The sequence below is a fragment of the Ruegeria sp. AL1 genome (assembly GCF_056540905.1).
This window is the reverse complement of the sequence record NZ_JBQFXP010000003.1, coordinates 317,126-342,598: the sequence shown is the minus strand read 5'-3', so window position 1 is coordinate 342,598 and position 25,473 is coordinate 317,126. Positions and strand designations below refer to the sequence as shown.

The following is a 25,473-nucleotide window of genomic DNA, read 5'->3' as shown; positions in this document are numbered from 1 at the left end:
GCAGGGTGCGCTCGGGGCAGGCTATCACGAAACCGTGATCTTGCCAAATCGGGACCCGGTAACGCGTGCTGACGTGGGCAGGAATTGTCGAGATTGGCGACCGATTCCGGTTGACTCGGGCGCGCGAGCGGGTAAAAGCGCACGCTCATAAGGATTCAACCGAAAGGCCCCTGCCTTTTCGGACGCAGGAGATAACCATGGCGAAGCCGACGACAATCAAGATCCGTCTGAACTCGACCGCGGGCACGGGCCACTTCTACGTGACCAAGAAAAACGCGCGCACCATGACCGAGAAAATGACCATTCGTAAATACGACCCGGTCGCTCGGAAACATGTCGAGTACAAAGAAGGCAAGATCAAGTAATTTACCTTCGGACATGAAATGCGAAAGGGATCTTGCCAGCGCAAGGTCCCTTTTTTCATGTGTCGTGAGGTGAGAGAAATGCGCCAAATCTGCTGTCCAAGCCGATTCCGGGCGTTGCAGAGGCGCATCAGCGCGGCAGGCATTCTGCCGCCGGACGGCTTGCTTTTTTCAGCATCGTACCGCTACGCTTGAGCTAACCGTTCCAAAATGTTGATCGTCATGAAAAAAATCATCTTGCCCGCTCTCGCCGTTTTGACGTTGTCAGCCTGCGAGGATCCATTCAACCGTGAAGGCGTCGGTTTTACCGGTATTGATGGTGAGCCCCGCGTTGCAACTGACCGCAATGGCGCTGCCGCAATCCTGCCGCCCGCTACGAATATCCCTGCAGAGTTGGCCGCACTGCCCACGGTTCCTGTGACAACGGATCAGGTCGACCCCGAGAAAGTGGCCCGCGTGGCCATTGAAAACGGCGGACGTTCTGACACGGACGCCGTCTTGGTCTCCGGTCAGGATACCAGCCTGTTCCTGAGTACAGTCCGCGTGAACGGTACCTTGTATGGTGTTCTCAGAACGCCCGAAGGCGAGACCAAGGTCGACAATTCGGTCGGAGCGGCGTTTGGGCAGAACGCAGAGCAGTTTACCGGATGCCTGCCAGCGGGAGATGTGTTCCGTAAAGGATCGTCCAGGCGCAGCTCGGGCTTTGCGGTTCCTTTGAACTGTAGCTGACGATTCGATAGCTTAACCCGTCATCAGCCCCCGCCGATTGGTGGGGGCTTTTTCGTTGCTGATCAGGTGACGGTGTTCAACAAAAAAGGGCGGGTCAAAACTGACCCGCCCTTTCAGAGATATATACAAGTTCGTGTTATTCGCGGCTGCCGAACAGTTGCAGCAGGAACATGAACATGTTGATAAAGTCCAGATACAGGCTCAGCGCGCCCATGATTGCGGCTTTGCCCAGCCACTCCTGATCGCCGGAATGTGCCATCTGCAGGTACGTGGTCTTGATGTTCTGCGTGTCATAAGCCGTCAGACCTGCGAAGATCAGAACACCCAGCACCGAGATAGCGAAGGCAACTGCCGAAGATGCGATGAAGATGTTGACGATCGAAGCCACGATCAGGCCAATCACACCCATGATCAGGAATGTGCCCATCGCGGACAGATCCTTTTTGGTGGTGTAGCCGTACAGCGACAGACCGGCAAAGGCGATGGCGGTGATCAGGAACACCTGAATGATCGACTGGCCGGTGAAGACCAGGAAAATCCAGCTGATTGAAACGCCCATGACGGCAGCAAAGGTATAAAACACGGTTTGCGCACCGGCAGCGGACAGGCGGTTGATCGCAGCGCCGAAGCCAAAGACAAAGGCCAGCGGGGCAAACATGATGACCCATTTCAGCGGCGACGCGAACAGCGAGTAGCCAAGCTGAGTCAGGTATTTACCGCCACCCAGTTCAGCAACCGCCGCCGACGGATCGGTTGTTGTTGCCAGACCCGAAATGGCCCAGGCCGCGGCAAATGTAATCAGCATGCCTACGGACATCGTGCCGTAGACCTTGTTCATATGGGCGCGCAGGCCCTCATCAATCTCGGCAGCGCGCGCACCGGCCGCTGTCCGGATCGTGTCGAATTGTGCCATAAAGGGTCTCCCTCCATAATTCTGCTCTCAGCCCACTGATACGGGCTGGTTTCCTCAGCAAATATCGGAGAGTGCGCCTCGTGTTTCAAGGGTTTTACGCCTAAAACTCAGCAAAACTGTCAGTAAATTCGGCGGCTATGGCCTTCATGCCGCCGAATCGTGGACATTTGCCATTTAATACAGCTGTTTGTGCCAGTTTTCAGGGGCATCCCAAAATGGGCGGGCGGCTTCTGAGCGGGCCTGTTGGCGGGTGACACCGATGTCGTCCAATGCGCGGTCTTCAAGCTTGGCCAACTGTCGTCGTTGCCGTGCCAGACGCAAAAGTGCCCAAAGCCCCGGGCGTGCGCGGCGGGCGGCGGTGCAGCGTCTTGTGATCTCGATATGGGTCATGTGTTTTGCCCTTTCCTGAGTTATCGATGAGACATCGCGTTTCAATCAATTTCCTTGATCTATATGCGTGATGATGACATATTTTTAAAATGAATGTTTTTGAACTGTCTCATAAAGGATCGTGAAGATGCGAAATCTTGATATCACCACCTTGCGGTCCTTTGTGGCTGTGGCGGATCACGGCGGGGTTACACGGGCGGCGGGGTTTCTGCACCTGACGCAATCTGCGGTGTCCATGCAGCTCAAGCGCCTCGAAGACCTTCTGGATCTGGAATTGCTTGATCGTAGCGGGCGGACAATCGCCTTGACCGCCGCCGGAGAGCAACTGCTGGTCTATGCCCGCCGTATGGTTGCGTTGAACGATGAGGTGATTTCGAAGCTGACCGATCAGGCCTTCGAGGGCGAGGTTGTGCTGGGGGTGCCCCATGATATCGTCTATCCGGCGGTACCGCGCGTCTTGCAACGCTTTAACGCCGATTTTCCGCGCGTCCGCGTGCAACTGGTATCGTCTTATTCCCTGCAATTGAAAGAGATGTTCAAGCGCGGCGAATGCGACCTGATCCTGACGACAGAAGCTTCGGATGGCGAGGGGGCTGAGACCGTGGCTGAATTGCCGCTGCGCTGGATCGGTGCATCGGGTGGTTCGGCCTGGCGCAAAGACCCGCTTCCGCTGGCACTGGGGCGGCGCTGTTTGTTCCGCCCGCAGGTCATCGCAGCGCTGGATGCGGCGGGCATTCCGTGGGAGCTGTCGGTGGAAACCGAAAATGACCGAACCATCGAAGCCACCGTCAGCGCAGACCTGGCTGTTCACGCCATGCTGGACGGAACCGAAGCTGCGCATCTTGAGCAGATCGATTCAAGCGGCCACTTGCCCGAGCTTCCGGCGCACAAGATCAACCTTTATGGCGCTGGCGATGGCCGGGGCGAGGTTGTCGAGGCACTGGCACAGCTAGTGCGCCAGAATTTCCGGATGCTGGGCACCCCTCCGCTCAAGGCGGTTGCGGGGTGATCGGGTCTACATCGTGATCACGATCTTGCCGGTAGATTTCCGCGCCCGTAGCAGTTCAAGCCCCTGTGCGACGTCGGACAGGGGCAGGGTGTGGCTAATGTGCGGTTTGATCCGGCCCTCGACATGCCAGCGAAACAGGGTTTCAAAGCTGTCACGTACGACCTCGGGCCGGAAGGTGAGATACCCTCCGATGTAGAACCCGATCACCGTTAGATTCTTGACCAGCAGATGATTGGCAGGGATTTGCGGGACGTCGCCACCGGCAAACCCGATCGGCAGCAGCCGGCCTTCGGGGTTGGTCGCGCGGAAGGCAGCCTTGAACACGTCGCCGCCAATTGCGTCATACACCACATCCGCGCCGCCCAGCGATAACACGCGGTCCCGCAGGTCATCTTGCGCGTCAATCAGGTGATCTGCTCCAGCCTGCTGAGCGACAGCCAGCTTTTCAGGCCCGCGCGCCTGGGCAATGACTGTTGCACCCATCAATTTACCGATTTCGACAGCCGTCAGGCCAACACCCCCCGCAGCCCCCGTCACCAGTAGAGTTTCGCCGGGTTGTAAACGGGCGCGGTGGTCCAGCGCAATATGGCTGGTACCATAGGCGATCTGAATGGACGCGGCGTCCTCAAAACTCATCGATTCGGGGATCGGAATAACCCGGTCACCATCAAAAACACCGTACTCCGCCAGCCCGCCCTGACCGGAATAGACCGCAACCCGGTCGCCTGGACTGATATGAGTAACGGCCGCGCCGACCTCATCGACGATCCCGGCAACTTCCATCCCCAGTGTGAACGGCGCCTCGGGCGTGTCCTGATAGGTTCCTTTCTGCATCAGCAAGTCCGCAAAGTTCAGGCCACAGGCCCGAATTTGCAGGCGCACCTGATCCGGACCCGTCGGGGGCAGGTCGACAGAACGCAGGTCGGGGGCGACCCCTTTGGCTGATACGCGATAGGCCTGCATGTGGCTCTCCGGATTTTTGGGTATTGGTGAACGGGTGTCCCGTGTTGTCAATTCCCGGTCAGGGTTCCGTAAGGTCATCTTTCAAAGTGGATACGCGAATCCTGAATGTATAGCTGCATAAAGCAGCATATTTCAGCACAACCGCAATCCAATGCCGCCCACAACCGATTCAACCCGCTTGAAAAAATTATTATTTGCGGCAATATTAGCCCATGGTGCTGTTCGGGGGAGGCACGATCCGAAGTTAGGGAGTTCTTAAGCAGCAACCCGCTAGCCTGGCGGTGATGGCTGCTGTCGCGTTCCCGAACAGTTGTTTGTGTTAAAGGAGATCACCAATGACTCATCACGTCGATGTTCATGTGGGCAAACGCGTCCGGCATCGCCGCTGGCTGATTGGCATGACCCAACAGCAGCTGGCGCAGCAAGTTGGTATCAAGTTTCAACAGATTCAGAAATACGAAACAGGTGCCAACCGGATCAGCGCGTCTCGCCTTTGGGACATCGCCGAAGCATTGGACGTTCCGGTCAGCTTCTTTTTCGAAGGTCTGGAAGAAACGGAAAAGTCCGACTCGGACAAAAAATCCGTGCCCGCAGATTTGATGGGCGACAAAGAGGCACTGGATCTTGTCCGCTCTTATTACGCGATTCCCGAGAACCAGCGCCGCCGCCTGTTCGAACTGGCGCGTGTTCTCAGTGACGTCGCCTGATCGAATCGGCTTGACACAGCAGGGCTGGGATCGCACGGGTTGCCTATGCAAAATGCCCCTCTGACCGATTTGGAAGTTGCAGAAGAAATGGCCGACGCGGCGCGTGCGGCCATTCTTCCTTTTTTTCGCCAATCAAACCTGGCAACAGACAACAAACTGGAAACCGGCTTTGATCCGGTAACCGTGGCGGATCGCGATGCCGAACAAGCCATGCGTGCCGTTCTGGCCCGTCACCGGCCCGAGGACGGGATTCTGGGCGAGGAATTCGGCCAGACAGAAGGAATCAGTGGACGTGTCTGGGTCTTGGATCCCATTGACGGCACGCGTGGTTTCATCAGCGGGACACCAACATGGGGCGTCCTGATCGCGTTGGGTGACGCATCCGGCCCGTTTCTGGGTGTGATTGACCAGCCCTATATTGGCGAACGTTTTGTGGGGCAAGACGGGCAAGCCTTCGCCGTTGGCCCTCATGGGCGCAACACTCTGACCACGCGAGCCACAGAGTCTCTGAACCAAGCCATTGTTTTCACCACGTTTCCAGAGGTTGGCTCTCAGGCCGAGGGCGACGGGTTTCGCGCTGTGTCACAGCAAGCAAAACTGACCCGATACGGTATGGATTGCTATGCTTATGCCTTGTTGGCGGCAGGGCAGGTTGATCTTGTAATCGAAGCTGGTCTGAAGGCCTACGACATCCAGGCCCCTATCGCTGTCATCCAGGCGGCAGGCGGCATTGTTACCGATTGGCAGGGCAACCCGACGCATGAGGGCGGGCGCGTGCTGGCCGCCGCAAATGCCGCGCTCCACGCAGAGGCGCTGAACATCCTGCAGCGCTATTGACCCGGTTGCTCTGATGCGCGCTCTGTCCTAGTCTCAACCCGGCTGGTTCTTGAGCCCGTTTTCCACCAGCCGAACACTCCATGCATGAGGCGGGCAGTTGCAGGAGTGGTTGATATGCCTGAAATACTGATCAAAAACGCCGACGTCATTCTGACCATGGATGATACGCGGCAGGAACTTGCAGGGGCTGACCTGTTGATCCGCGAAGGCCAGATTGCCCGGATCGGGCAGGGGCTGACGACAGATGGCATTGTGCATGATGCCGCGGGTTGTGTGGTGACACCGGGGCTAGTGAACACCCACCACCATCTTTATCAGACCCTGACGCGGGCGGTTCCAGGCGGGCAGGACGCCCTGCTGTTCGGGTGGTTGAAAACGCTTTATCCGATATGGGCGCGTTTTGGCCCGGAAGAGATTTTCGTGTCGGCCCAGATCGGTCTGGCCGAGCTTGCGCTGTCGGGATGCACGCTCAGCTCGGACCATCTGTACCTTTATCCCAATGGCGCAAGGCTGGAGGACACAATCGCCGCAGCCGCCGAGATTGGATTGCGCTTTCATCCCACAAGGGGTGCGATGAGCATCGGAGAAAGCGACGGAGGCCTGCCACCGGATTCACTGGTTGAGCGGGAAGAGACGATCCTCGAAGACATGATCCGCGTGGTCGACGCGTTTCACGACCCGTCCGAAGGGGCGATGTGCCGGGTCGGGCTTGCACCCTGTTCGCCGTTTTCGGTCAGCCGGGATTTGATGCGCGATACCGCTTTGCTGGCACGCGACAAAGGCGTGATGCTTCACGCACATCTGGCCGAAAACGACGAAGATATCGCATATTCTAACGCCCGGTTTGGCTGCCGCCCGGGGCAATATGCCGAAGATCTGGGGTGGACGGGCTCAGATGTCTGGCACGCCCATTGTGTCAAACTCGACGGGGTCGAGATTGATCTTTTTGCCCGTTCTCAAACTGGTGTTGCGCATTGTCCCTGTTCGAATTGCCGGCTGGGATCGGGAATCGCGCCTGTTCGGGCGATGCGGGATCGTGGTGTGACGGTTGGTCTGGGCGCGGATGGATCGGCCAGCAACGATAACGGTTCTCTGATCCTCGAAGCACGCCAAACTATGCTTCTGCAGCGTGTGGCGAACGGCGCCGATGCCATGTCGTCGCGCGAAGCGCTCGAGATTGCGACCCGAGGCGGCGCCGATGTGCTGAACCGACCTGATTGCGGCAGGCTGGAACCCGGAAAACGCGCCGATATTGCCGTTTGGGATGTACGTAGCATCGAAAGCGCAGGCAGCTGGGATAAGGCCGCGCTGCTTTTGGCGGGCCCGATGCGGGTCAAGCACCTGTTTGTCGAAGGCCGTCAGATCGTCAGCGACGGCCATATCACAACGCTGGACCTGCCAAAGCTGATCGAACGTCAGACCAAACTGGCCAGGGCTTTGCAAAGCTGACCTGCGCCCTTCTTCTGTTCAAAAATACCTCCGCCGGAGGCATGCGCCGCAAGGCGCATTCCTTTAAACGCGAACGCGGTTGCCGCCAATCCAGACCTCGGCAATCGCGCGATCGTCGCCCATCATTATGGTCGGGAAAATCGCTTCCCACACATCTTCGGCGCAGGCTTCGCGCTGGGCAATGGCGGGGGTCGAGGCCAGGTCCAATACCACGAGATCTGCCTCCATCCCCGGAACCGCGTTGCCGATGCAATCATCCATTCGCAACGATCGTGCCGATCCCACGGTACCAAGCCACAGCAATTGTGCCGCGTGTAAGGGCGCTCCGCGCAATTGTCCGATCTCATACGCTGCCGCCATTGTCCGCAGCATCGAGAAACTGGAACCTCCGCCCGTGTCGGTCGCCAATCCGACCCGGTGCCCGTCCTGAACCAATCCGGTCATGTCGAACAGGCCCGAGCCGATGAAGGTATTCGAGGTCGGGCAATGGATCAGTGCCGCATCCACCTCGCGCAGGCGGTCGCGTTCCCGAGATTCCAGATGGATGACATGACCATATACGCCGTTTGACCGCAAAAGACCGAACTTCTCGTAAGTGTCCAGATAGTCCCGCGCATCCGGAAACAGCTCTCGCACCCAGGCGATTTCATCTGTTTGCTCGCTCAGATGGGTCTGCATCAGGCAATGCGGATACTCGGCCCAGAGTGCGCCCATTGCCTCAAGCTGCTCAGGTGTGGAGGTGGGCGAAAAGCGCGGCGTAATCGCATAGGACAGCCGGTCGGTCCCGTGCCATTTCTCCAACAGGGCCAGTGATTGGTCATAGGCCGATTGGGAGGTATCGCGTAGCCCTTCGGGCGCGTTGCGGTCCATGCAGGTCTTGCCAGCAACCACGCGTTGGTTGCGCTGCTGTGCGGCCTCGAAAAAGGCATCCACGCTTTCGGGATGGATGGTGCAGAAACTGCACATCGTCGTGGTGCCATGCGCCGCTGTCAGGTTCAGATAGCGGTTGGCAATCTCTGAGGCATAGTCGCGATCCCCGAATTTCATCTCTTCGGGGAACGTATAGGTGTTCAGCCAGTCAATCAGCCGCTTGCCCCAGCTGGCGATCATGGCGGTCTGCGGGTAGTGCACATGCGCGTCCACGAACCCGGCCATGATGATGTGCTGACCATGATCTACCACATCTGCGCCGGGATTCGCCTTGCCCAGACCGTCCGCATCACCAACCGCCGAGATGCGTCCGCCTTCGATCAGAACCGCTTCGCTAAAGGTGACCGCCTCGGTCGGCTCTCCTTCGAACGGAGAACCGTTGAAACTCAGGACGCGCCCTTTCAGAAGCGTTTTTTGCGCCATTTTCTGTCATCTCCGCCTGTATGGGACTTTGAAACAGCATAAGGGGGCGGAACTTGTCGGTAAATCGCCGCATTGTCATTGTTTTCCGGTAGCTGCTTCTTCTAATTAGTGGTCAATGACGGAATGAACGGGGGCAGATATGACGACAGGCTTTGATGAACCCGTGACCGAAGCACCCAATGAAGACGACGTTTATGCGCTGGACCGAAAGACCGTAGCGGCCATTCTTTACGCGGTCGACATTGATGACCGCGATAAGCTGAACGAGCTGATGGAGCCGTTGCACCCGGCCGACATCGCCGACCTTCTGGAACAGATCAACCCATTTGACCGGTCGCGCCTGATCCGCCTTTACGACAAGGAATTCGATGGCGATATCCTGTCGGAATTGGATGAGGCCGTTCGGGAAGAGGTCATCAACGTCCTGCGCCCCGATGTTCTGGCCGAAGCCGTGCGCGAAATGGAAAGCGACGATGTCGTCGACCTGCTGGAAGATCTGGAAGAACCACAGCAAGAGGCGATTCTGGACGTTCTGGAGGATTCCGAGCGGATCGCTGCGGAGCAGGCACTGTCTTATCCGGAAAACTCGGCCGGTCGCCTCATGCAGCGCGAGGTCGTCATGGCGCCCGAACATTGGTCGGTGGGGCAGGCCATCGACTTCATGCGCGCCAATGAAGATTTGCCCGAGCAGTTTTATCACATTATCCTTGTTGATCCGAGGTTGAAACCTATCGCTCAGGTTGCGCTGGGTAAGCTGATGGCGGCGCGTCGGCAAACGCTGTTGCGTGCTATCGCGGAAGAGGAATTTCACACCATCCCCGTCGATCAGGACGAAGAAGATGTGGCCTATGCTTTCAACCAATATCACCTGATCTCGGCCCCCGTCGTGGATGCAGACGGGCGGCTGGTCGGTGTGATCACCATTGACGATGCCATGGTGGTTCTGGACGAAGAGCACGAAGAAGACATTCTGCGGCTGGCCGGGGTCAGTGACGAAAGCTCGCTGTCCGACAGCGTGGCCGCCACCAGCAGGCGGCGTTTGCCTTGGCTTGCGGTGAACCTGTGCACGGCGATATGTGCCTCGCTGGTGATCTCGCAGTTCGAGGCGGCGATTGATCAGCTTGTGGCATTGGCCATCCTGATGCCGATCGTGGCCTCGATGGGGGGTAATGCGGGCACGCAATCGCTGACGGTGGCCGTACGGGCGCTGGCCACGCGTGACCTGACGGAGTCGAACGTGATGCGCGTGATCCGGCGGGAATTGCTGGTCGGAATGCTAAACGGGCTGTGTTTCGCCATTGTTCTGGGGACGGTGGGGATGCTGTGGTTCGATTCTCCGTTACTGGGGGTCGTGATCGGAACAGCCTTGGTCGTGAATATGATCATCGCGGGCTTTGCAGGTACGGTAGTACCGGTTGTGCTGGACCGTCTGGGCGTTGACCCTGCGCTGGCATCGGGAACCTTTGTGACAACCACAACGGATGTCATGGGGTTCTTCATCTTTCTGGGGCTTGCCAGCGTGGTGCTACTGTGACCGATCTGACTGAAATCAAGGCCGCCGCACGCAAGTTGGCGTTTGCGCGCCGCAAGATCGCCTTTGACGCGCGCCTGCCCGGCGCTGCCGGGCGTCTGTCCGAAGTTCTGGCAGGCCATCGGGGCGTGCCGTTGTCGGGCTATATGCCGATCCGAACCGAAATTGACCCGCTGCCTGCGATGGCCGAAGCCTCGGCGTACGGACCGGTCGGCGTTCCGGTCATTCAGGCGGCAGGACAACCGCTGAAATTCTCGCGCTGGTCTCCCGAAGGGGTGCTGAAAGATGGCCCCTTCGGTGCAAAAGTGCCCGAGGTCGATGATTATTTCGACCCTGAAATTCTGATCGTTCCGCTTGTCGCGTTTGATGCGAGGGGTGGGCGACTTGGGTATGGGGGTGGATTTTACGACCGCACGCTGGAAAGGTTGCGTGCCATACGTCCGACATTGGCCATCGGCTTTGCCTTTGACGCGCAGGAGGCGGACGACCTGCCACTGGAACCCACGGATCAGCCACTGGACATGGTGATTACCGAAAGTCGGGTTATGACCTTTTAGCGGTGATCAGCCGGTGTGGTTCTCGCGGAAATAGTCCCAGGCATCGACGTCGCGGCCGTCCGGTAAGGTGCAAACGCCCGTCTGCCCGTCGGCGCCATCACGGATTGCGTAGGTGCCGCCGCTTTCGACGCAGAAAGTGGCCGCCGGGTTGGCGAGTTCAGTGGATTGTTCGGGCACCGGATCACATGCAACCAGAAGGGGCAGTGCGGCGGCGGGTAGTATGAAACGGTGCATGAAACTCTCCTTTGGGAAACACTTTTGACGGTTTATGGCCCGAGTTTAATCACTTGTGCTTGTCTGGCGCCACACTTAGGACGGATTGCATGAGAATACTATTTCTGGGTGACGTCATGGGCCGCGCGGGACGTGCGGCCGTTCAGCAGCATCTGCCGCGTCTGCGCGACGAATGGCGTCTGGATTTTGTTGTGATCAATGGCGAGAACGCGTCGAACGGGATGGGGTTGACCGGCGATCACGCCAAACTGTTGCTGGATGCCGGGGCCGACTGTCTGACATTGGGTGATCATGCGTTCGACCAGAAAGATATGTTGCAGTTCATCGAATCCGAGCCGCGCATCGTGCGCCCCGTAAACTTTGCCAAGGGCGCGCCGGGGCGAGGGCATCGCCTGTATACCGCACCGGGCGGGCGCAAGATTCTGGTGGTTCAGGTGCTGGGGCAAGTGTTCATGAAACGGCCCTTTGACGATCCGTTTTCCGCCATTGAGCCGATCCTGAAATCCCATCCTCGTGGCGGGCAGGCCCAGGCCATCCTTGTCGATATGCATTGCGAGGCAACCTCGGAGAAAATGGCCATGGGCCACTACTGCGACAAGCGCGCCAGCCTTGTCGTTGGAACGCATACGCATGTGCCAACCGCAGATGCGCAGATTCTGCCCGGAGGTACAGCCTATTTGACCGATGCCGGGATGTGCGGCGATTACGACTCGGTCATCGGCATGGACAAGGTCGAGCCGATGCGCCGCTTTATCACCGGAATGCCCAAGGCGCGGTTCACGCCGGCAAATGGTGAGGCGACGCTGAGCGGTGTCTTCGTTGAGACCGATGATCGCACCGGACAGGCCAAATCTGTGCAAATGATACGCGTTGGCGGGCGTTTGCAGCAGGCCGGGCCGCTGTAAAGTGATGTCAGGCTTGCTCTGCCGCGTGCAATGCGTGAAACTGCCTGTCGGGCGCGTGTGCCAGGCCAGGGTTCGGACAGAATACCAAGAATGCAATTCCTTCAACTGACAGAAACCGGCAGCGCGATTTTGGCGCTGATGATCGTCGCGGGCATGTTCATCATGTTCCTGCGCGAGGTTTACCCGACCGAGGTTGTGGCTATTGGCGGTGTCGCCCTGATGCTGGTGACCGGCATCCTGCCGTATCAAGACGCTCTGACAGTCCTGTCGAATCCGGCGCCATGGACCATTGCCGCGATGTTCATCATCATGGGCGCTTTGGTGCGGACCGGAGCGCTTGATGCCTTCACCTCGACCGCGCAGAAGCAGGCGCAGGTCAACCCGCGCATCGCCATCGGCCTGTTGATGGGGTTCGTGGTTCTGGCGTCTGCGGTTGTATCCAATACACCGGTTGTGGTGGTGATGATTCCGGTTTTCGTGCAAATCGCGCGCACTCTGAATGTTCCTGCCTCAAAGCTGCTGATCCCGCTCAGCTACGCGGCCATTCTGGGCGGCACGCTGACCCTGATCGGGACCTCGACGAACCTGCTGGTGGACGGTGTGGCCCGCGCGCAGGGCATGACGCCATTCACGATTTTCGAGGTCACGCCTCTGGGTATCGCACTGGTGATTTATGGCATGGTCTATCTGCGTTACATCGCGCCGCGCCTGCTGCCCGACCGGGACAGCATGGCCACCTTGCTCAGCGACCGCTCCAAGATGAAGTTCTTTACCGAGGCCGTGATTCCACCGGAAAGCAACCTGATCGGGCGCGAGGTGACAGGGGTGCAGTTGTTCAAACGCCCCGGCGTGCGGTTGATTGACGTGATCCGGGGCGATGAATCGTTGCGCCGCAACCTGAAAGGTGTGGAACTTCAACTTGGGGACCGCGTCGTTCTGCGCACCGAGATGACCGAATTGCTGAGCCTGCAAAGCAATAAAGAGCTCAAGCGCGTCGATCAGGTTTCGGCGGTCGAGACCAAGACGGTCGAGGTTCTGATCACGCCGGGGTGTCGGATGGTCGGGCGCTCGCTGGGTACAATGCGCCTGCGCCGCCGCTATGGCGTGTATGTGCTGGCCGTGCATCGGCGGAACCAGAATATCGGGCGGCAACTGGATGCGTTGGTCGTGCGCGTGGGCGATACCTTGCTGCTCGAAGGGTCTCCTGCCGACATTCAGAAATTGGCAGCGGATATGGAAATGGTTGATGTGACACAGCCGTCAGCCCGTGCCTTTCGTCGCAGCCACGCCCCGGTTGCCATCGGAGCGCTTGTTGGGATCGTTGCGCTGGCGGCCATGGGTGTGGCCCCGATCCTGCTGTTGTCGGTGCTGGCGGTGGCTGTGGTGCTGCTGACCCGCTGCATTGATGCCGATGAGGCGTTTTCCTTTGTCGAAGGCCGCTTGCTGGCGCTGATCTTTTCGATGCTGGCCATCGGAGCGGCGCTGGATAAATCGGGCGCGGTGTCGCTGATTGTCGAGGCCATAGCACCGGGTCTCAGCGTCTTGCCACCCTTCCTGATCATCTGGGCGGTGTACTTGTTGACCTCGGTTCTGACCGAGCTTGTGTCGAACAACGCCGTGGCCGTGGTTGTCACGCCCATCGCCATCGGATTGGCGCAGGCTGTCGGGATCGATCCGCGACCGTTGGTCGTGGCGGTGATGGTGGCCGCGTCGGCCTCGTTTGCGACGCCGATCGGGTATCAAACAAACATGATGGTATACGGCCCCGGTGGGTACAGATTTACGGATTTCCTCAAGGTGGGAGTGCCGTTGAATCTGACAGTGGGACTGTTGGCCTCATTGTTGATCCCGCTGATCTGGCCGCTGTAGCGGCTGGCACGAATTTGCCGACACGGGATTTGGGGGGCTTGTAAATGCCGATCCAGCCACAATCTTTTCATCAAACACGGATGTGAAAGGATGGGATCATGCCTTTTCCAAAACTCGGTCAAGCGATCATAGCAGCTGCTGTTCTGGTGGCCTTGCTGGGCAGTCAAAGCCATGCAGGGACGGTGACGGGAACCGCCACCTACCGCGAACGGATTGCTGTGCCCGAAGATGCCACGCTTTATGTCCAGTTGCAGGATATCTCGCTGGCGGATGCGCCCGCAGTTACCTTGGCATCCCAGCGCTATGCGCTGAGCGCGGTGCCTGCAGAGTTCGAGCTGACTTATGATGAGGCATTGATCCGGGATGGTTTGACCTATTCCGTCAGCGCAGCAATCTATAACGGAAGACAGCTGTTGTTCATTACTGACACGGTGCATCCGGTGCTGACCAACGGGGCCGGAGAAACAGCTGAATTGCTGCTGGTGCAGGTGGGCGGTGAAAACCAACCGGGCCTGGGTGATACCAATTGGACCGCCATCGGCATCAATGCCGACACATTGACCACCGACCGACCGCCGCAGCTGTCCTTTGCACAAGACGGCGCGTTCAGCGGTACGGGCGGATGCAACCGGTTCATGGGGCAGGCCCGGCTGTCGGGCACCACCCTGGAGTTTCCCGATAACATGGCGGCCACCCTGATGGCCTGCGCCCCTGAAATTGAAGAGGTTGAAAGGCAGTTCTTCGCAGCTTTGCAGACCGTTGCGACCTACGCGGTCGCGGGTGACAGCCTTGCGATGCTGGACGCTTCGGGCGAGCCGGTTCTGAAATTCATTCGCACGCCCTGATCAGGCCACGGCGCGCGACCGACCGGCATTGCGGCCCGAAAAGATGCAGCCGCCCAGAAACGTGCCTTCCAGCGCGTTGTAGCCGTGATACCCGCCGCCGCCAAACCCCGCGACCTCACCGGCGGCAAACAGGCCGGGGACGACCTGACCATCCGCGCCGATCATCTGGCCGTCCAGATTGGTTTGCAGCCCACCCAGAGTCTTGCGGGTCAGTACATGTAGCTTGACGGCGATCAGCGGGCCATTGGCCGGGTCCAGAAACTTGTGCGGTTTCGCGGTGCGGATCAGCCGGTCACCACGATAGTTGCGCGCAGCCAGTATAGCCGCCATTTGGACGTCCTTGGTGAACGGATTATCCACCTGCGAATCCCGCGCCTCGATCTGAGCGCGCAGATGGGCCTCGTCGATCTGGGCCTCGCCCATCTGGTTCATGCCGCGTACAAGCTCGCTGAGGGTGTTGGCAACGATGAAGTCCTCGCCATGCTGTTTGAACGCCTCGACCGGTGCCGTTGCTTTTGATCCGGTCAGAACCCGCTGGAACAGCACCTCGCGCCAGCCCCCATCCGTCATGTCAGGATTCTGCTCGGACCCGGACAGGGCAAATTCTTTCTTGATTACTTTCTGGGTCAACACGAACCAGCTGTATTCATACCCGGTTTTCAGGATCTCCTTGAGCGTTCCCAGCGTGTCAAAACCCGGCAGGCAGGGCGGTTTCATCCGGTTGCCGCGTGCGTCAAACCACATCGAACTGGGGCCGGGCAGAATGCGAATGCCATGAGACGGCCAGATCGGATCCCAGTTTCGCACGCCTTCGGTGTAATGCCACATCCGGTCGCCGTTGATCACATGCCCGCCAGCCTTTTCGCTGATCGCGATCATGCGGCCGTCGACGTGAAAGGGCACGCCTGCCACCATTTCCTTTGGCGGCTCGCCCAGCCGGTCGCGGGGCCAGTTCTTGCGCACCATTTGAAAATTGCCACCAATCCCGCCTGAAGTCACAATGATCGAAGGGGCGTAAACTTCGAACTCACCGACCTCATCGCGGTTGGTGCGGGCCCCCTGTTTGGCAGTGTCATCTGCCAGCACCTCGCCCGAGACGCCCTTGGCACAGCCGTTTTGCATGATGATATGGCTGACCTGATGGCGAAATTTCAGCTGGATCAGACCGGCATCGACATGGCCGCGAACGCGGCGGATGAAGTGTTCTAGCACGCCGGGTCCGGTGCCCCATGTGATGTGAAAGCGCGGCACGGAGTTACCGTGCCCATCCGCATAGGAGCCGCCGCGTTCTGCCCATCCGACGATGGGAAACCAGCGCAGGCCCATCTCGTGCAGCCAGGGACGCATTTCTCCGGCGGCGAATTCGACATAAGCCTCGGCCCATTTGCGGGGCCATGCATCTTCCGCGCGGTCAAATTGCGCGCTGCCCAACCAGTCGCGCATGGCCAGATCATGGCTGTCGCGGATGCCCATGCGTCGCTGTTCAGGGGTGTCGATCATGAACAGTCCGCCCAGGCTCCAGAACGCTTGCCCGCCCAGAAAATGCGCAGGTTCCTGATCCACAACAATGACCTTCTTGCCCCGGTCGCTCAGCTCGGCTGCTGCGGTCAGACCCGCCAGCCCGGCGCCGACAACGATTGCGTCTGCTGTATTGTTGGTCATCAAAAGTCCTTTCAGCGGCGGCGGAACCAAAGGATGAACGGCAGCGCCACGGCATACATGGTTATGCCGTAGACGGCGGATGGCAGGGCCAGCGGGCTGAACCCGCTTTCGGTCCCGGTCATCAGCGCGGCCAGTGTAATCCCGAGCGTCGAGTTCTGAATGCCGGTCTCAATCGAGACGGTCTTACTTTCATTCCACGACAGATTTGCAACCCGCGCCAGCCCCAATCCAATCAGCAGCAAGGCAAGGTTCAGGGTGATCAGCCCGGCCCCCATGATGCCGAGGTTATCAACAAACAATTGCCAGTTCCCCGCCAGCGCGGCAAGAACGACCAGAACAAACAGCGTGGTTGCCAGTTTCGACAAGCCTGCCTCGATCCGGTCGGCGAAACCGGGGGCAAAATGCCGGATGCTGACCCCGATGGCCACCGGCAGCGTGGTGATCAGGAACAGGGCGATGGCCAATCCGGTGATCGAAACCTCGGGCGCTTGCGAACCCATGAAATGTGCGACAGACCAGGCCGCCAGTATGGGCACGGTGATGAGCGAGAGCAGGCTGATGACCGCGGTCAGGCTGACCGACAGGGCAACATCGGCCTTGGCAAGCTTTGACAGGATATTGCTGGTCACCCCGCCGGGGCAAAAGCTGAGCAGCATGAACCCCACCGCGATCTCGGGGGGCAGGGCAAACAGCTTGACCGTGATGAACGCCGCAACCGGCAGCAGCACGACCTGACACAATGCGCCAATGGCAAAAGGGTAGCGCCGGCTTAGGACACGACGGAAATCGGCGACCTCAAGCCCGATGCCCAGAGACAGCATAATGATTGCCAACGACAGCGGCAGGCCGACATTGATTAGCAAGTCCAAGAACAACTCCTCCCAAAGCCGTTCGGAACAGCCTATGCCAGTGGTCGTGGATCAGGCAACCGCTCCGTTGGGTCAGCCGTAGCGTTGTGCAAATCGGCGCAGGATCTCGCCCGGTTGGGTGACGTCGGCGGCGTGGCACATATCGATCAGGCCTTGCGCATCTTCGGGCCGGAAATAGCCGTGATCCTTGTAGATATGGATGCGTTCTTCGAAATCATGCGCGTCCGCCTCGGGGTGGAACTGCGTGGCATAGACGTTCTGCCCCCAACGGATCATCTGGAACGGGCAGGGGTCCGAGGCCACCAGATGCACACAGCCGTCCGGCAGGGATTGCACCGCTTCTTTGTGGCCGACAAAAGCCTCGAATTCCGGCTGCAGCCCAGCGGTCAGAGGGTCCTGAGCACCATCCTCGGTCAGGCGGCAATCGGACGGGCCGACCGGTTCGCCATATTGCCGCTTGCTGACGTCGCCACCCAGATGGGCGGTCAGGATCCCGAGGCCATAGCAGCAGCCCATGAACGGATGATCTTGCCCGGTGATCTGCGGCATCAGCCCCATGATCGCGCCTTCGATCTTTGCGTCCAGCGCAGATTTGCTGGCCGGATCGTCACTGACGCAGCCCGGTCCGCCACCCACGATGACACCGGCATAGTCGGTGACGTCCAGCCCCTCGGGCAGGTCTTCGCAATCCAACCGGATGCGGTGGGTCTGCGCGGGGCTGAGGCCGGTTTTGTCCAGAATCGAGGCGTACTCGGCATCCGAGGCATCGGTTTCCGGGCGCAGTTGCAGGATCAGAAAGCGTTTCATGCGCTGCCTTTACCCGTCAAAGCGGCCAGAACACAAGGATTGAGGGGATCGAGACCGCGATGATCAAAATCTCAAGCGGCAGGCCCATGCGCCAGTAATCGCCGAAATGATAGCCTCCGGGACCAAGCACCAGCGTGTTGTTCTTGTGCCCGATCGGCGTCAGGAACGCCGCCGAGGCCGCTACGGCCACCGTCATCAGGAACGGGTCGGGTGAAACCTCAAGCGTACGCGCCATTTGGATGCCGACGGGGGCGGCGACGATGGCGGTTGCGGTGTTGTTCAGCACATCCGACAGGGTCATGGTGACCACCATGAGCACGGTCAGGATGGCCCATGCGGGCAAGCCGTTGGTCAGTTGGATCAATGCGTTTGCAATCACTTCAGTCCCGCCCGACGTCTCCAGCGCGCTGCCCAATGGGATCATTGAACCCAAAAGCACCACCACGGGCCATTCGATGTGATTGTAGATATCGGCTATGGGCATGATCTTGGTCAGCACATAGGCCACAACGACCAGCCCCAAAGCGATGGGCAGATAGATCAGCCCGATACTGGCCGCCAGCACGGCGGCGGCAAACAGGCCAATTGCCAGCCACGCCTTGTCATTGGCCGTCACGTTCAGGCCCCGCTGGGCCAAGGGCAGACAGCCCAGCCACTCGGTCACATCCGCGCTGCGGTCGCGCGGGCAGAGCAACAGCAGGATATCCCCGGCCTCGACCTCGGTCTTGCGCACCTGCTGGGTGATTTGACGTCCCTGACGCGAGATCCCCATCAATACCGTGCTCTGCCGCCACGCCAGACCAAGACCCTGCGCGGTGCGCCCGGTGATGCGGGCGCTTTCGGTTGCCACAACTTCGATCACCTCAAGCCCGTCGCCTTCGGCGGTCAACAGCTCCTGTCGCCGTGTGTCCGAAAAATTCAGGTTAAGCGCGGCACGGAATTCATCCAACGCTTCGGGGCGGGCCTCTAGCACCAGCGCGTCGCCTTCCTGCAATGTCCTGTGGGCAGACCGCCCATAAAGCCGTTTCCCATCCCGGATCAGGCCGATGATGGCGACATCAGATTTTTCGGCATCCTCATAAAGCTGGCTGACACGTTTGCCGATCTGGGGTGACTCGGGTGGGATGGTCAGTTCCGCAATATATTCGGCCAACGCCTCGGATGTTTCAGTCTGCGGTCCCCGGTTCGGAATCAGACGCCAGCCCACCAATGCCACAAACGCCAACCCTGTCAGCGCAGCGATGCCACCGACAGGGGCGAAATCGAACATTCGGAACGGCTCGCCCAGGGTTTCGGCCCGGATCGAGGCGATGATGATGTTGGGAGGTGTGCCGATCAGCGTGGCCATCCCGCCCAGAATGGTCGCGAAACTCAGCGGCATCAGGGTCAGACCCACGGACCGCCCCGCCTTGCGCGCGGTCTGGATATCGACCGGCATCAGCAACGCAAGTGCTGCGACGTTGTTCATGAAGGCCGACAGAACCGCCCCGATGCCACCCATTAGCGCAATATGCGCCCCCAGCCCGCGCGAGGCATCAACCAGCGAACGTGTGATCAGAAACACTGCCCCCGACCGCACCAGCCCGGCCGAGACGACCAGAACCAGCGCAACTATAATGGTCGCCGGATGGCCGAACCCGGCAAAAGCGCGTTCAACCGGGACAACACCGAGGACGACACCAACCATAAGGGCCGTGAAAGCCACCATATCGTATCTGAAACGCCCCCAAAGCAGCATCCCGAAAACAGTCGCAAAAAGGCTAAATAGAATAATCTGATCTGTCGTCATGCCGCCACCATACCTGTGGGGGGCGTGTGAACAAGCCGGTCTCTTGAACTCAAGCGCTGCAACCGTCTATATGAGCGCCGAACACGAAACTACGATGACGAGGACGCACCATGGCAGGCCATTCCAAATGGGCCAATATCCAGCACCGCAAGGGACGTCAGGACGCCGCGCGGTCCAAACTGTTTTCCAAGCTGTCGAAAGAGATCACCGTGGCCGCCAAGATGGGCGACCCCGACCCCGACAAGAACCCGCGCCTGCGTCTGGCGGTGAAAGAGGCCAAGTCGAACTCGGTCCCCAAGGACGTGATCGACCGCGCGATCAAGAAATCTGTGGCCGGTGAAGGCGACGATTACGAAGAAATCCGGTACGAGGGTTATGGTCCCAATGGTGTGGCGGTGATCGTCGAGACCATGACCGACAACCGCAACCGGACGGCTTCGACCGTACGTTCGACCTTTTCGAAGAATGGCGGCAATCTGGGTGAGACCGGTTCGGTCGGGTTCATGTTCGACCGCAAGGGAGAGGTGGTCTATCAGGCGGATGCAGGCGACGCGGACACGATTTTCGAAGCCGCGATCGAGGCCGGGGCCGAGGATGTTGAAAGCTCGGAAGACGGTCACATCATCTGGTGCGCCGACACCGATCTGAACGATGTGTCCAACGCGCTGGAAGAGGCGCTGGGCGAATCCGAATCCACCAAGCTGGTCTGGAAACCCACCACCACCACCGAGCTGGGTCTGGAAGACATGCAGAAGCTGATGAAGCTGGTGGACGCGCTGGAAGATGATGATGACGTGCAGCGTGTGACCACCAATTTCGACGCAACCGACGAGGTCATGGCGCAGCTTTGACGCGCCGTCATATCACGATTCAGGCCCGGCCATCTGGTCGGGCTTTTTTTTGTTTCTGCCGGGATGTCGTCGTGGGACTAGTCTGAGCGTAGCGTCAAACGTCACCTTCCACGGCAATCAGGTGCTTGGCCGCCATTCGCCGAACCGCCCGAGACAGAGGTTTTAGCGCAGGGGCGAGGATGCGCCGCGTTTGCCATGACAGGGGCACATCCAGTGGTGTTCCGGAGACCAGTTCGCACAGTTTACCCTCGGCAAGGGCAGTTTGCACCAGCGCGATCGGGTTCATTCCCCAGCCAAGCCCGGCCATAGCTGCCTCGACAAAGCCCTGCGTGGACGGGAGGTAGTGGGTCCGCGTGGACAGGCGACGGCCAGTCCGTTCGGCAACCCAAGTCTTTTGCAGGTTGTCCTTGTGATTGAATGTCAGGCACGGCGCCTTTCCCAGCGCTTCTGTCGATACCCCGGCTGGAAACCACCGCGCCATAAATTCCGGACTGGCAGTTGCCAGATAACGCAGCGTGCCCAACGCATACGTATCGCACCCCGCTACAGGCTGGCCACCGACGGTCACGGCCGCGCTGACCTCACCCCGCCGCAGCCAGTCGGCCGAGTGATCCTGATCATCGATCACCAGCTCGAACAGCATATCCGATGTCTGTGCCATCGCGTCGATGAACCATGTGGCCAAACTGTCGGCCGGAACCGCGATCCGTACCCTTGCCGGGCCATCAGTTTGGCCCAGTGTCAGTTCCCGGCTCAGTTGTGCTTCAAGCAGGGCAATATCCTCGGCGTGCCGTGCAATCCGCAGGCCTGCCGGTGTCGCCGTGCAGGGCGTCCCGCGATGAACCAGTGCCGAGCCGACACGATCCTCAAGTGATTTGATGCGCTGGGAAATGGCCGAGGGCGTCACCGCCAGCTCGGTCGCGGCGGCATCGAAGCTGCCGGTGCGCAGAATGGCCGACAACGCCGCGAGGTGGTTAGGATCGAGCAACATTAGTCAAACTTAACTCATGCAATTTTCTTTAATTTGATTGGCGCACAGCCAGAGGTTAGTCAACAGCGCATTACAGGAGATCACATGTCCAATCCCATGATCGCCGGGTTCGTGCTTGGCTTCAGCCTCATCCTCGCCATCGGAGCGCAAAATGCCTTTGTCTTGCGTCAGGGCCTTCGGCGCGAGCATGTCTTGCCGCTGTGCCTGACCTGTGCCGTGTCCGATGCCATCCTGATCGCAGCAGGGGTGGCCGGGTTCGGTACCCTTGCACACACGGTGCCATGGTTTGAAACGGTGATGCGGTACGGAGGCGCCATTTTCCTCACATGGTATGGTCTGCGCAGTCTTGCCTCTGCATGGAAGGGTGGAGCAGTCATGGACGTCGGCGGCGCTCATGCTACGACGTTGCGCACAGCCATGCTGACGGTGCTGGCGTTCACATGGCTCAACCCCCATGTTTATCTGGATACGGTTGTCTTGATCGGGTCGATTTCAGCCCAATATGACAATCGGCTGGCCTTCGCGCTGGGCGCGATGACTTCCAGCTTCGTCTTCTTCTTTTCACTGGGCTACGGGGCCGGAATACTGTCGCCGCTCTTTGCCCGCCCCCGGGCTTGGCAGGTGCTGGATGCGGTGGTTGGACTGGTCATGCTTGGCATCGCGGCGAAACTCGTTGTCATGTGAAGGGTTGTGGCCACCTTCAAATGGGTGTTCAACCGTGCCATGACCCAAACCACCGATCTGTCGCGTCCAATGGCCGGAATGTTCTGGATGTTCGCGGCTGGTCTGTCCTTTGTGGCCATGACGGCGCTGGTCAAAACTCTGGGCAGCCATATGAACCCCATACAGGCGGCGTTTCTTCGCTATGCTCTGGGCTTGGTGTTTCTGCTTCCCGCCTTGCGCGCCCTATCTGGAACGCCTCTGTCAAAGCGCAACCTGACGCTGTTTGGTGTCCGGGGTGTCGTGCACGCACTGGCGGTGATGCTGTGGTTTTTTGCGATGACGCGCATTCCTCTGGCCGAGGTCACGGCGATGAACTACATGACACCGGTTTACGTGACCGCCGGTGCGGCCCTGTTTCTGGGCGAGAAACTGGCCTTTCGGCGGATCGCGGCCATCCTGGTGGCGCTCGTCGGTGTCCTCATTATTCTGCGCCCGGGGTTTCGCGAGGTCACGGCAGGGCATATGGCGATGCTGGGCACGTCTTTGACGCTTGGCATATCCTATCTGCTGGCCAAAGTTATGGTGCGCGAAATCCGCCCGTCGGTTGTTGTGGCGCACCTTTCGATTTGGGTTACCATTGCGTTGGTTCCCTTCGCGGTTTCGGTCTGGCAGCCCCCAAGTCTGTGGGATCTGGGCATCCTGTTCCTGATTGCCACATTCGCGACAGGCGGGCATTATTTCATGACGCTTGCATTGCAGGCTGCGCCTGTTGCGGTCACTCAGCCGGTCACTTTCCTGCAGCTGATCTGGTCCACCATTTTGGGAGCAGCGGTGTTCCACGAAGGCATTGATATCTGGGTCGTCGCCGGAGGCACTCTGATCCTGACCGCAATCAGCTTCATTACGTGGCGCGAAGCTGTGATGAGCAAAGGTCGAACTGCAAGGCCAACCCCGCTTCAGGGGTCTGAAAGCCCGCCACCGCGGAATTCAAGTTTATTGATTGACGAGTCAATAAAGAAGCCCTAGCATTTTTGTCACAACTCTAAAGGCGTGACAAAGGGGCAGGAATGCCGAAACTCGGAATGGAACCGATCCGGCGGGATGCGATCGTCAAGGCCACGATCGCCGAGCTTGGTGTGAAAAAATCTCTGGATGTCACCGTCAGCCAGATCGCCAAACGCGCAGGTATGTCCAGCGCTCTGGCGCATCATTATTTTGGCGGTAAGGATCAGATTTTTCTGGCCGCCATGCGCCAGATTCTGACCGATTTCGCGACCGAAGTGCGGGAGCAATTGAAAGCCGCCGCACCAAAGGAACGCGCACAGGCGATCATCCGGGCCTGTTTCGCACCCTCCTGTTTCACCCCTGATGTTATTGCTGCCTGGATGACCTTTTATGTGCTGGCCCAAACCAATCAAGAGGCGCTGCGCCTGTGGCAAATCTATCAGGCGCGGATCAAATCCAACCTGATCGACGCGTTGCGCCCGGTGCTCAGGGATCCGGTTGAGGCCGCCGAGGACATGGTCGCCCTGATTGACGGCCTGTATATCCACGCCGCCCTCAATGCGCCGGAAGAACCCGACCTTGCCGTCACTCACGCCATGCGTGTGCTTGATACGTTCCTTGAGGTTGAAAAATGACAAAACCCAACATCCTGATCCTGATGGTGGATCAGTTGAACGGAACCCTCTTTCCTGACGGTCCCGCAAACTGGCTCCATGCTCCGAACCTGAAAAAACTGGCCGAGCGATCCACGCGGTTCGCAAATGCCTATACCGCATCGCCCTTATGCGCGCCGGGACGAGCCAGTTTCATGTCCGGCCAACTGCCCTCGCGCACCGGGGTCTATGACAACGCGGCCGAGTTCCGCAGCGATATCCCGACCTACGCGCATCATTTGCGCCGGGCCGGGTATTACACCTGCCTGTCCGGTAAAATGCATTTCGTTGGCCCCGATCAGCTGCACGGGTTCGAAGAGCGCCTGACCACCGATATCTATCCGGCCGATTTTGGCTGGACGCCAGACTACCGAAAACCCGGGGAACGGATTGACTGGTGGTATCATAACATGGGCTCGGTCACGGGGGCCGGCGTCGCGGAAATCACGAACCAGATGGAATATGATGACGAGGTCGCCCATCACGCCAAGGCAAAGCTGTATGACCTTGCGCGCGGCAAAGATGATCGTCCGTGGTGCATGACTGTCAGTTTCACCCATCCCCATGATCCATATGTGGCGCGCCGTAAATACTGGGACCTTTATGAGGATTGCGAGCATCTTCTGCCCCAGACCGCCGATCTTGGTTATGACAATCAGGACCCGCACTCGAAACGAATCTTCGACGCAAACGACTGGTGCAGCTTCGACATAAGCGAAGAGGATATCCGCAAATCCCGCCGTGCCTATTTTGCCAATATTTCCTATCTGGACGACAAGATCGGAGATATTTTGGAGGTGCTGAACGCGACCCGGCAAGAGGCGATCATCCTCTTTGTTTCAGATCACGGAGATATGCTGGGGGAACGCGGCCTGTGGTTCAAGATGACCTTCTTCGAAGGCTCGGCTCGGGTTCCGCTGATGATTTCAGCAGCCGACCTTCCCGTGGGGCGCATCGATTCACCGGTATCCACAATCGACGTTACACCAACCCTTGGGGCGCTCGCTGGCGTCGACATGGCCGAGATCGCTCCATGGACGGATGGCGAGGATCTGGTGCCGCTGGCTCGTGGGCAAGACCGCACCGTGCCGGTTGCGATGGAATATGCCGCCGAAGCCTCTTATGCACCGCTGGTGTCGCTGCGCTATGGCAAGTGGAAATACAACAGATGCGTGCTGGACCCCGATCAGCTGTTTGATCTCGAAGCCGATCCGCACGAAACGCAAAACCTGGCCGCGAATCCCGATCACGCCGGAACCCTGCAAACCCTGCGCGCCAAATCCGAAGCTCGCTGGGACCTCGACCGCTTTGATGCGGAGGTCCGGGCCAGTCAGGCCAGTCGATGGGTGGTCTACGAGGCCCTGCGGCAAGGGGGGTATTATCCGTGGGATTATCAACCGCTGCAGAAAGCGTCTGAACGCTATATGCGCAACCACATGGACCTCAACGACGTGGAAGACACCCAACGCTTCCCGCGCGGAGAATAACCTCTTCATCTTTTTGAAAATACTCCCGCCGGAGGCAAAGAGA

Annotated in this window: 26 protein-coding genes; 16 read left to right on the top strand and 10 right to left on the bottom strand. The window is 59.1% G+C overall.

The window, feature by feature from the left end; all coding sequences use genetic code 11:
- Positions 1-197: 197 nt before the first annotated feature.
- On the top strand, positions 198-365 hold the full coding sequence (gene rpmG / locus ACRZ9X_RS07135) for a 50S ribosomal protein L33 (RefSeq protein WP_010441901.1): 168 nt from the start codon (positions 198-200) through the stop codon (positions 363-365).
- 219 nt (positions 366-584) lie between these two features.
- Entirely contained in the window at positions 585-1,091 is a 507-nt protein-coding gene (locus ACRZ9X_RS07130; RefSeq protein ID WP_480517234.1) for a membrane lipoprotein lipid attachment site-containing protein, read from the top strand.
- Between the two features lie 136 nt (positions 1,092-1,227).
- Here ACRZ9X_RS07130 and ACRZ9X_RS07125 read toward each other — a convergent pair whose 3' ends face one another.
- The gene (locus ACRZ9X_RS07125; protein ID WP_480517232.1) at positions 1,228-2,004 is read right to left on the bottom strand and encodes a Bax inhibitor-1/YccA family protein; all 777 of its coding nucleotides are present in this window, start codon (positions 2,002-2,004) and stop codon (positions 1,228-1,230) included.
- 174 nt (positions 2,005-2,178) lie between these two features.
- Entirely contained in the window at positions 2,179-2,394 is a 216-nt protein-coding gene (locus ACRZ9X_RS07120; protein ID WP_480517230.1) for a DUF1127 domain-containing protein, read from the bottom strand.
- A gap of 127 nt (positions 2,395-2,521) precedes the next feature.
- Between ACRZ9X_RS07120 and ACRZ9X_RS07115 the strand changes: the two genes are divergently transcribed.
- Entirely contained in the window at positions 2,522-3,403 is an 882-nt protein-coding gene (locus ACRZ9X_RS07115; protein WP_480517228.1) for a LysR family transcriptional regulator, read from the top strand.
- A 6-nt stretch (positions 3,404-3,409) separates the two neighbouring features.
- Here ACRZ9X_RS07115 and ACRZ9X_RS07110 read toward each other — a convergent pair whose 3' ends face one another.
- Entirely contained in the window at positions 3,410-4,366 is a 957-nt protein-coding gene (locus tag ACRZ9X_RS07110) for an NADPH:quinone oxidoreductase family protein (protein ID WP_480517226.1), read from the bottom strand.
- Positions 4,367-4,701: 335 nt separating this feature from the next.
- On the opposite strand from ACRZ9X_RS07110, the gene ACRZ9X_RS07105 reads away from it, so the two are divergent.
- The 3 genes from ACRZ9X_RS07105 to ACRZ9X_RS07095 all read left to right on the top strand — a co-directional run bounded on the left by ACRZ9X_RS07105 (position 4,702) and on the right by ACRZ9X_RS07095 (position 7,359).
- Positions 4,702-5,073: a helix-turn-helix domain-containing protein gene (locus tag ACRZ9X_RS07105; protein WP_480517224.1), complete on the top strand. Its 372-nt coding sequence runs from the start codon at positions 4,702-4,704 to the stop codon at positions 5,071-5,073.
- A gap of 45 nt (positions 5,074-5,118) precedes the next feature.
- A complete protein-coding gene (gene hisN / locus ACRZ9X_RS07100; RefSeq protein WP_480517222.1) occupies positions 5,119-5,910 on the top strand; it encodes a histidinol-phosphatase in 792 nt (263 codons plus the stop codon).
- Positions 5,911-6,024: 114 nt separating this feature from the next.
- Positions 6,025-7,359 (top strand): 8-oxoguanine deaminase, encoded by a 1,335-nt coding sequence (locus tag ACRZ9X_RS07095; RefSeq protein ID WP_480517220.1) that lies wholly within the window; start codon positions 6,025-6,027, stop codon positions 7,357-7,359.
- Between the two features lie 63 nt (positions 7,360-7,422).
- On the opposite strand, the gene guaD is transcribed toward ACRZ9X_RS07095, so the two are convergent.
- Positions 7,423-8,712, bottom strand: a complete 1,290-nt coding sequence (gene guaD / locus ACRZ9X_RS07090; RefSeq protein ID WP_480517218.1) for a guanine deaminase — start codon at positions 8,710-8,712, stop codon at positions 7,423-7,425.
- Positions 8,713-8,851: 139 nt separating this feature from the next.
- On the opposite strand from guaD, the gene mgtE reads away from it, so the two are divergent.
- Both mgtE and ACRZ9X_RS07080 read left to right on the top strand, forming a co-directional pair.
- Entirely contained in the window at positions 8,852-10,246 is a 1,395-nt protein-coding gene (gene mgtE / locus ACRZ9X_RS07085; RefSeq protein ID WP_480517216.1) for a magnesium transporter, read from the top strand.
- Positions 10,243-10,800: a 5-formyltetrahydrofolate cyclo-ligase gene (locus tag ACRZ9X_RS07080; RefSeq protein ID WP_480517214.1), complete on the top strand. Its 558-nt coding sequence runs from the start codon at positions 10,243-10,245 to the stop codon at positions 10,798-10,800. The genes mgtE and ACRZ9X_RS07080 overlap by 4 nt, the downstream gene beginning before the upstream one ends.
- Positions 10,801-10,806: 6 nt before the next feature.
- Here the strand turns inward: ACRZ9X_RS07080 and ACRZ9X_RS07075 are convergent, their stop codons facing one another.
- Entirely contained in the window at positions 10,807-11,034 is a 228-nt protein-coding gene (locus tag ACRZ9X_RS07075) for a putative hemolysin (RefSeq protein WP_480517212.1), read from the bottom strand.
- 89 nt (positions 11,035-11,123) lie between these two features.
- On the opposite strand from ACRZ9X_RS07075, the gene ACRZ9X_RS07070 reads away from it, so the two are divergent.
- The 3 genes from ACRZ9X_RS07070 to ACRZ9X_RS07060 all read left to right on the top strand — a co-directional run bounded on the left by ACRZ9X_RS07070 (position 11,124) and on the right by ACRZ9X_RS07060 (position 14,653).
- A complete protein-coding gene (locus tag ACRZ9X_RS07070; RefSeq protein WP_480517210.1) occupies positions 11,124-11,939 on the top strand; it encodes a TIGR00282 family metallophosphoesterase in 816 nt (271 codons plus the stop codon).
- A gap of 90 nt (positions 11,940-12,029) precedes the next feature.
- Positions 12,030-13,808: an SLC13 family permease gene (locus ACRZ9X_RS07065; RefSeq protein WP_480517208.1), complete on the top strand. Its 1,779-nt coding sequence runs from the start codon at positions 12,030-12,032 to the stop codon at positions 13,806-13,808.
- Positions 13,809-13,906: 98 nt separating this feature from the next.
- The gene (locus tag ACRZ9X_RS07060; protein WP_480517206.1) at positions 13,907-14,653 is read left to right on the top strand and encodes a YbaY family lipoprotein; all 747 of its coding nucleotides are present in this window, start codon (positions 13,907-13,909) and stop codon (positions 14,651-14,653) included.
- On the opposite strand, the gene ACRZ9X_RS07055 is transcribed toward ACRZ9X_RS07060, so the two are convergent.
- The 4 genes from ACRZ9X_RS07055 to ACRZ9X_RS07040 all read right to left on the bottom strand — a co-directional run bounded on the left by ACRZ9X_RS07055 (position 14,654) and on the right by ACRZ9X_RS07040 (position 19,780).
- Positions 14,654-16,315: an FAD-binding dehydrogenase gene (locus ACRZ9X_RS07055; protein ID WP_480517204.1), complete on the bottom strand. Its 1,662-nt coding sequence runs from the start codon at positions 16,313-16,315 to the stop codon at positions 14,654-14,656.
- Positions 16,316-16,326: 11 nt separating this feature from the next.
- A complete protein-coding gene (locus ACRZ9X_RS07050; protein WP_480517202.1) occupies positions 16,327-17,184 on the bottom strand; it encodes a bile acid:sodium symporter family protein in 858 nt (285 codons plus the stop codon).
- Between the two features lie 72 nt (positions 17,185-17,256).
- Complete coding sequence (locus tag ACRZ9X_RS07045) at positions 17,257-17,991, bottom strand: glutamine amidotransferase (protein ID WP_480517200.1); 735 nt, start codon at positions 17,989-17,991, stop codon at positions 17,257-17,259.
- 16 nt (positions 17,992-18,007) lie between these two features.
- Positions 18,008-19,780 (bottom strand): SLC13 family permease, encoded by a 1,773-nt coding sequence (locus ACRZ9X_RS07040; protein ID WP_480517198.1) that lies wholly within the window; start codon positions 19,778-19,780, stop codon positions 18,008-18,010.
- A gap of 110 nt (positions 19,781-19,890) precedes the next feature.
- Between ACRZ9X_RS07040 and ACRZ9X_RS07035 the strand changes: the two genes are divergently transcribed.
- Positions 19,891-20,631 carry a YebC/PmpR family DNA-binding transcriptional regulator gene (locus tag ACRZ9X_RS07035; RefSeq protein ID WP_480517196.1) on the top strand — a complete coding sequence of 247 codons (741 nt, stop codon included), beginning with the start codon at positions 19,891-19,893 and terminating at the stop codon, positions 20,629-20,631.
- A 94-nt stretch (positions 20,632-20,725) separates the two neighbouring features.
- Here ACRZ9X_RS07035 and ACRZ9X_RS07030 read toward each other — a convergent pair whose 3' ends face one another.
- On the bottom strand, positions 20,726-21,622 hold the full coding sequence (locus tag ACRZ9X_RS07030; protein ID WP_480517194.1) for a LysR family transcriptional regulator ArgP: 897 nt from the start codon (positions 21,620-21,622) through the stop codon (positions 20,726-20,728).
- An 84-nt stretch (positions 21,623-21,706) separates the two neighbouring features.
- Here ACRZ9X_RS07030 and ACRZ9X_RS07025 point away from each other — a divergent pair, with 84 nt between their 5' ends.
- The 4 genes from ACRZ9X_RS07025 to betC are packed head-to-tail and all read left to right on the top strand — an operon-like array spanning position 21,707 to position 25,430.
- Positions 21,707-22,306 (top strand): LysE/ArgO family amino acid transporter, encoded by a 600-nt coding sequence (locus tag ACRZ9X_RS07025; RefSeq protein WP_480517192.1) that lies wholly within the window; start codon positions 21,707-21,709, stop codon positions 22,304-22,306.
- Between the two features lie 39 nt (positions 22,307-22,345).
- Complete coding sequence (locus ACRZ9X_RS07020) at positions 22,346-23,311, top strand: DMT family transporter (protein WP_480517308.1); 966 nt, start codon at positions 22,346-22,348, stop codon at positions 23,309-23,311.
- A gap of 41 nt (positions 23,312-23,352) precedes the next feature.
- Positions 23,353-23,925 carry a choline-binding transcriptional repressor BetI gene (betI, locus tag ACRZ9X_RS07015; protein ID WP_480517190.1) on the top strand — a complete coding sequence of 191 codons (573 nt, stop codon included), beginning with the start codon at positions 23,353-23,355 and terminating at the stop codon, positions 23,923-23,925.
- Complete coding sequence (gene betC / locus ACRZ9X_RS07010) at positions 23,922-25,430, top strand: choline-sulfatase (RefSeq protein ID WP_480517188.1); 1,509 nt, start codon at positions 23,922-23,924, stop codon at positions 25,428-25,430. The genes betI and betC overlap by 4 nt, the downstream gene beginning before the upstream one ends.
- Positions 25,431-25,473: the final 43 nt, after the last annotated feature.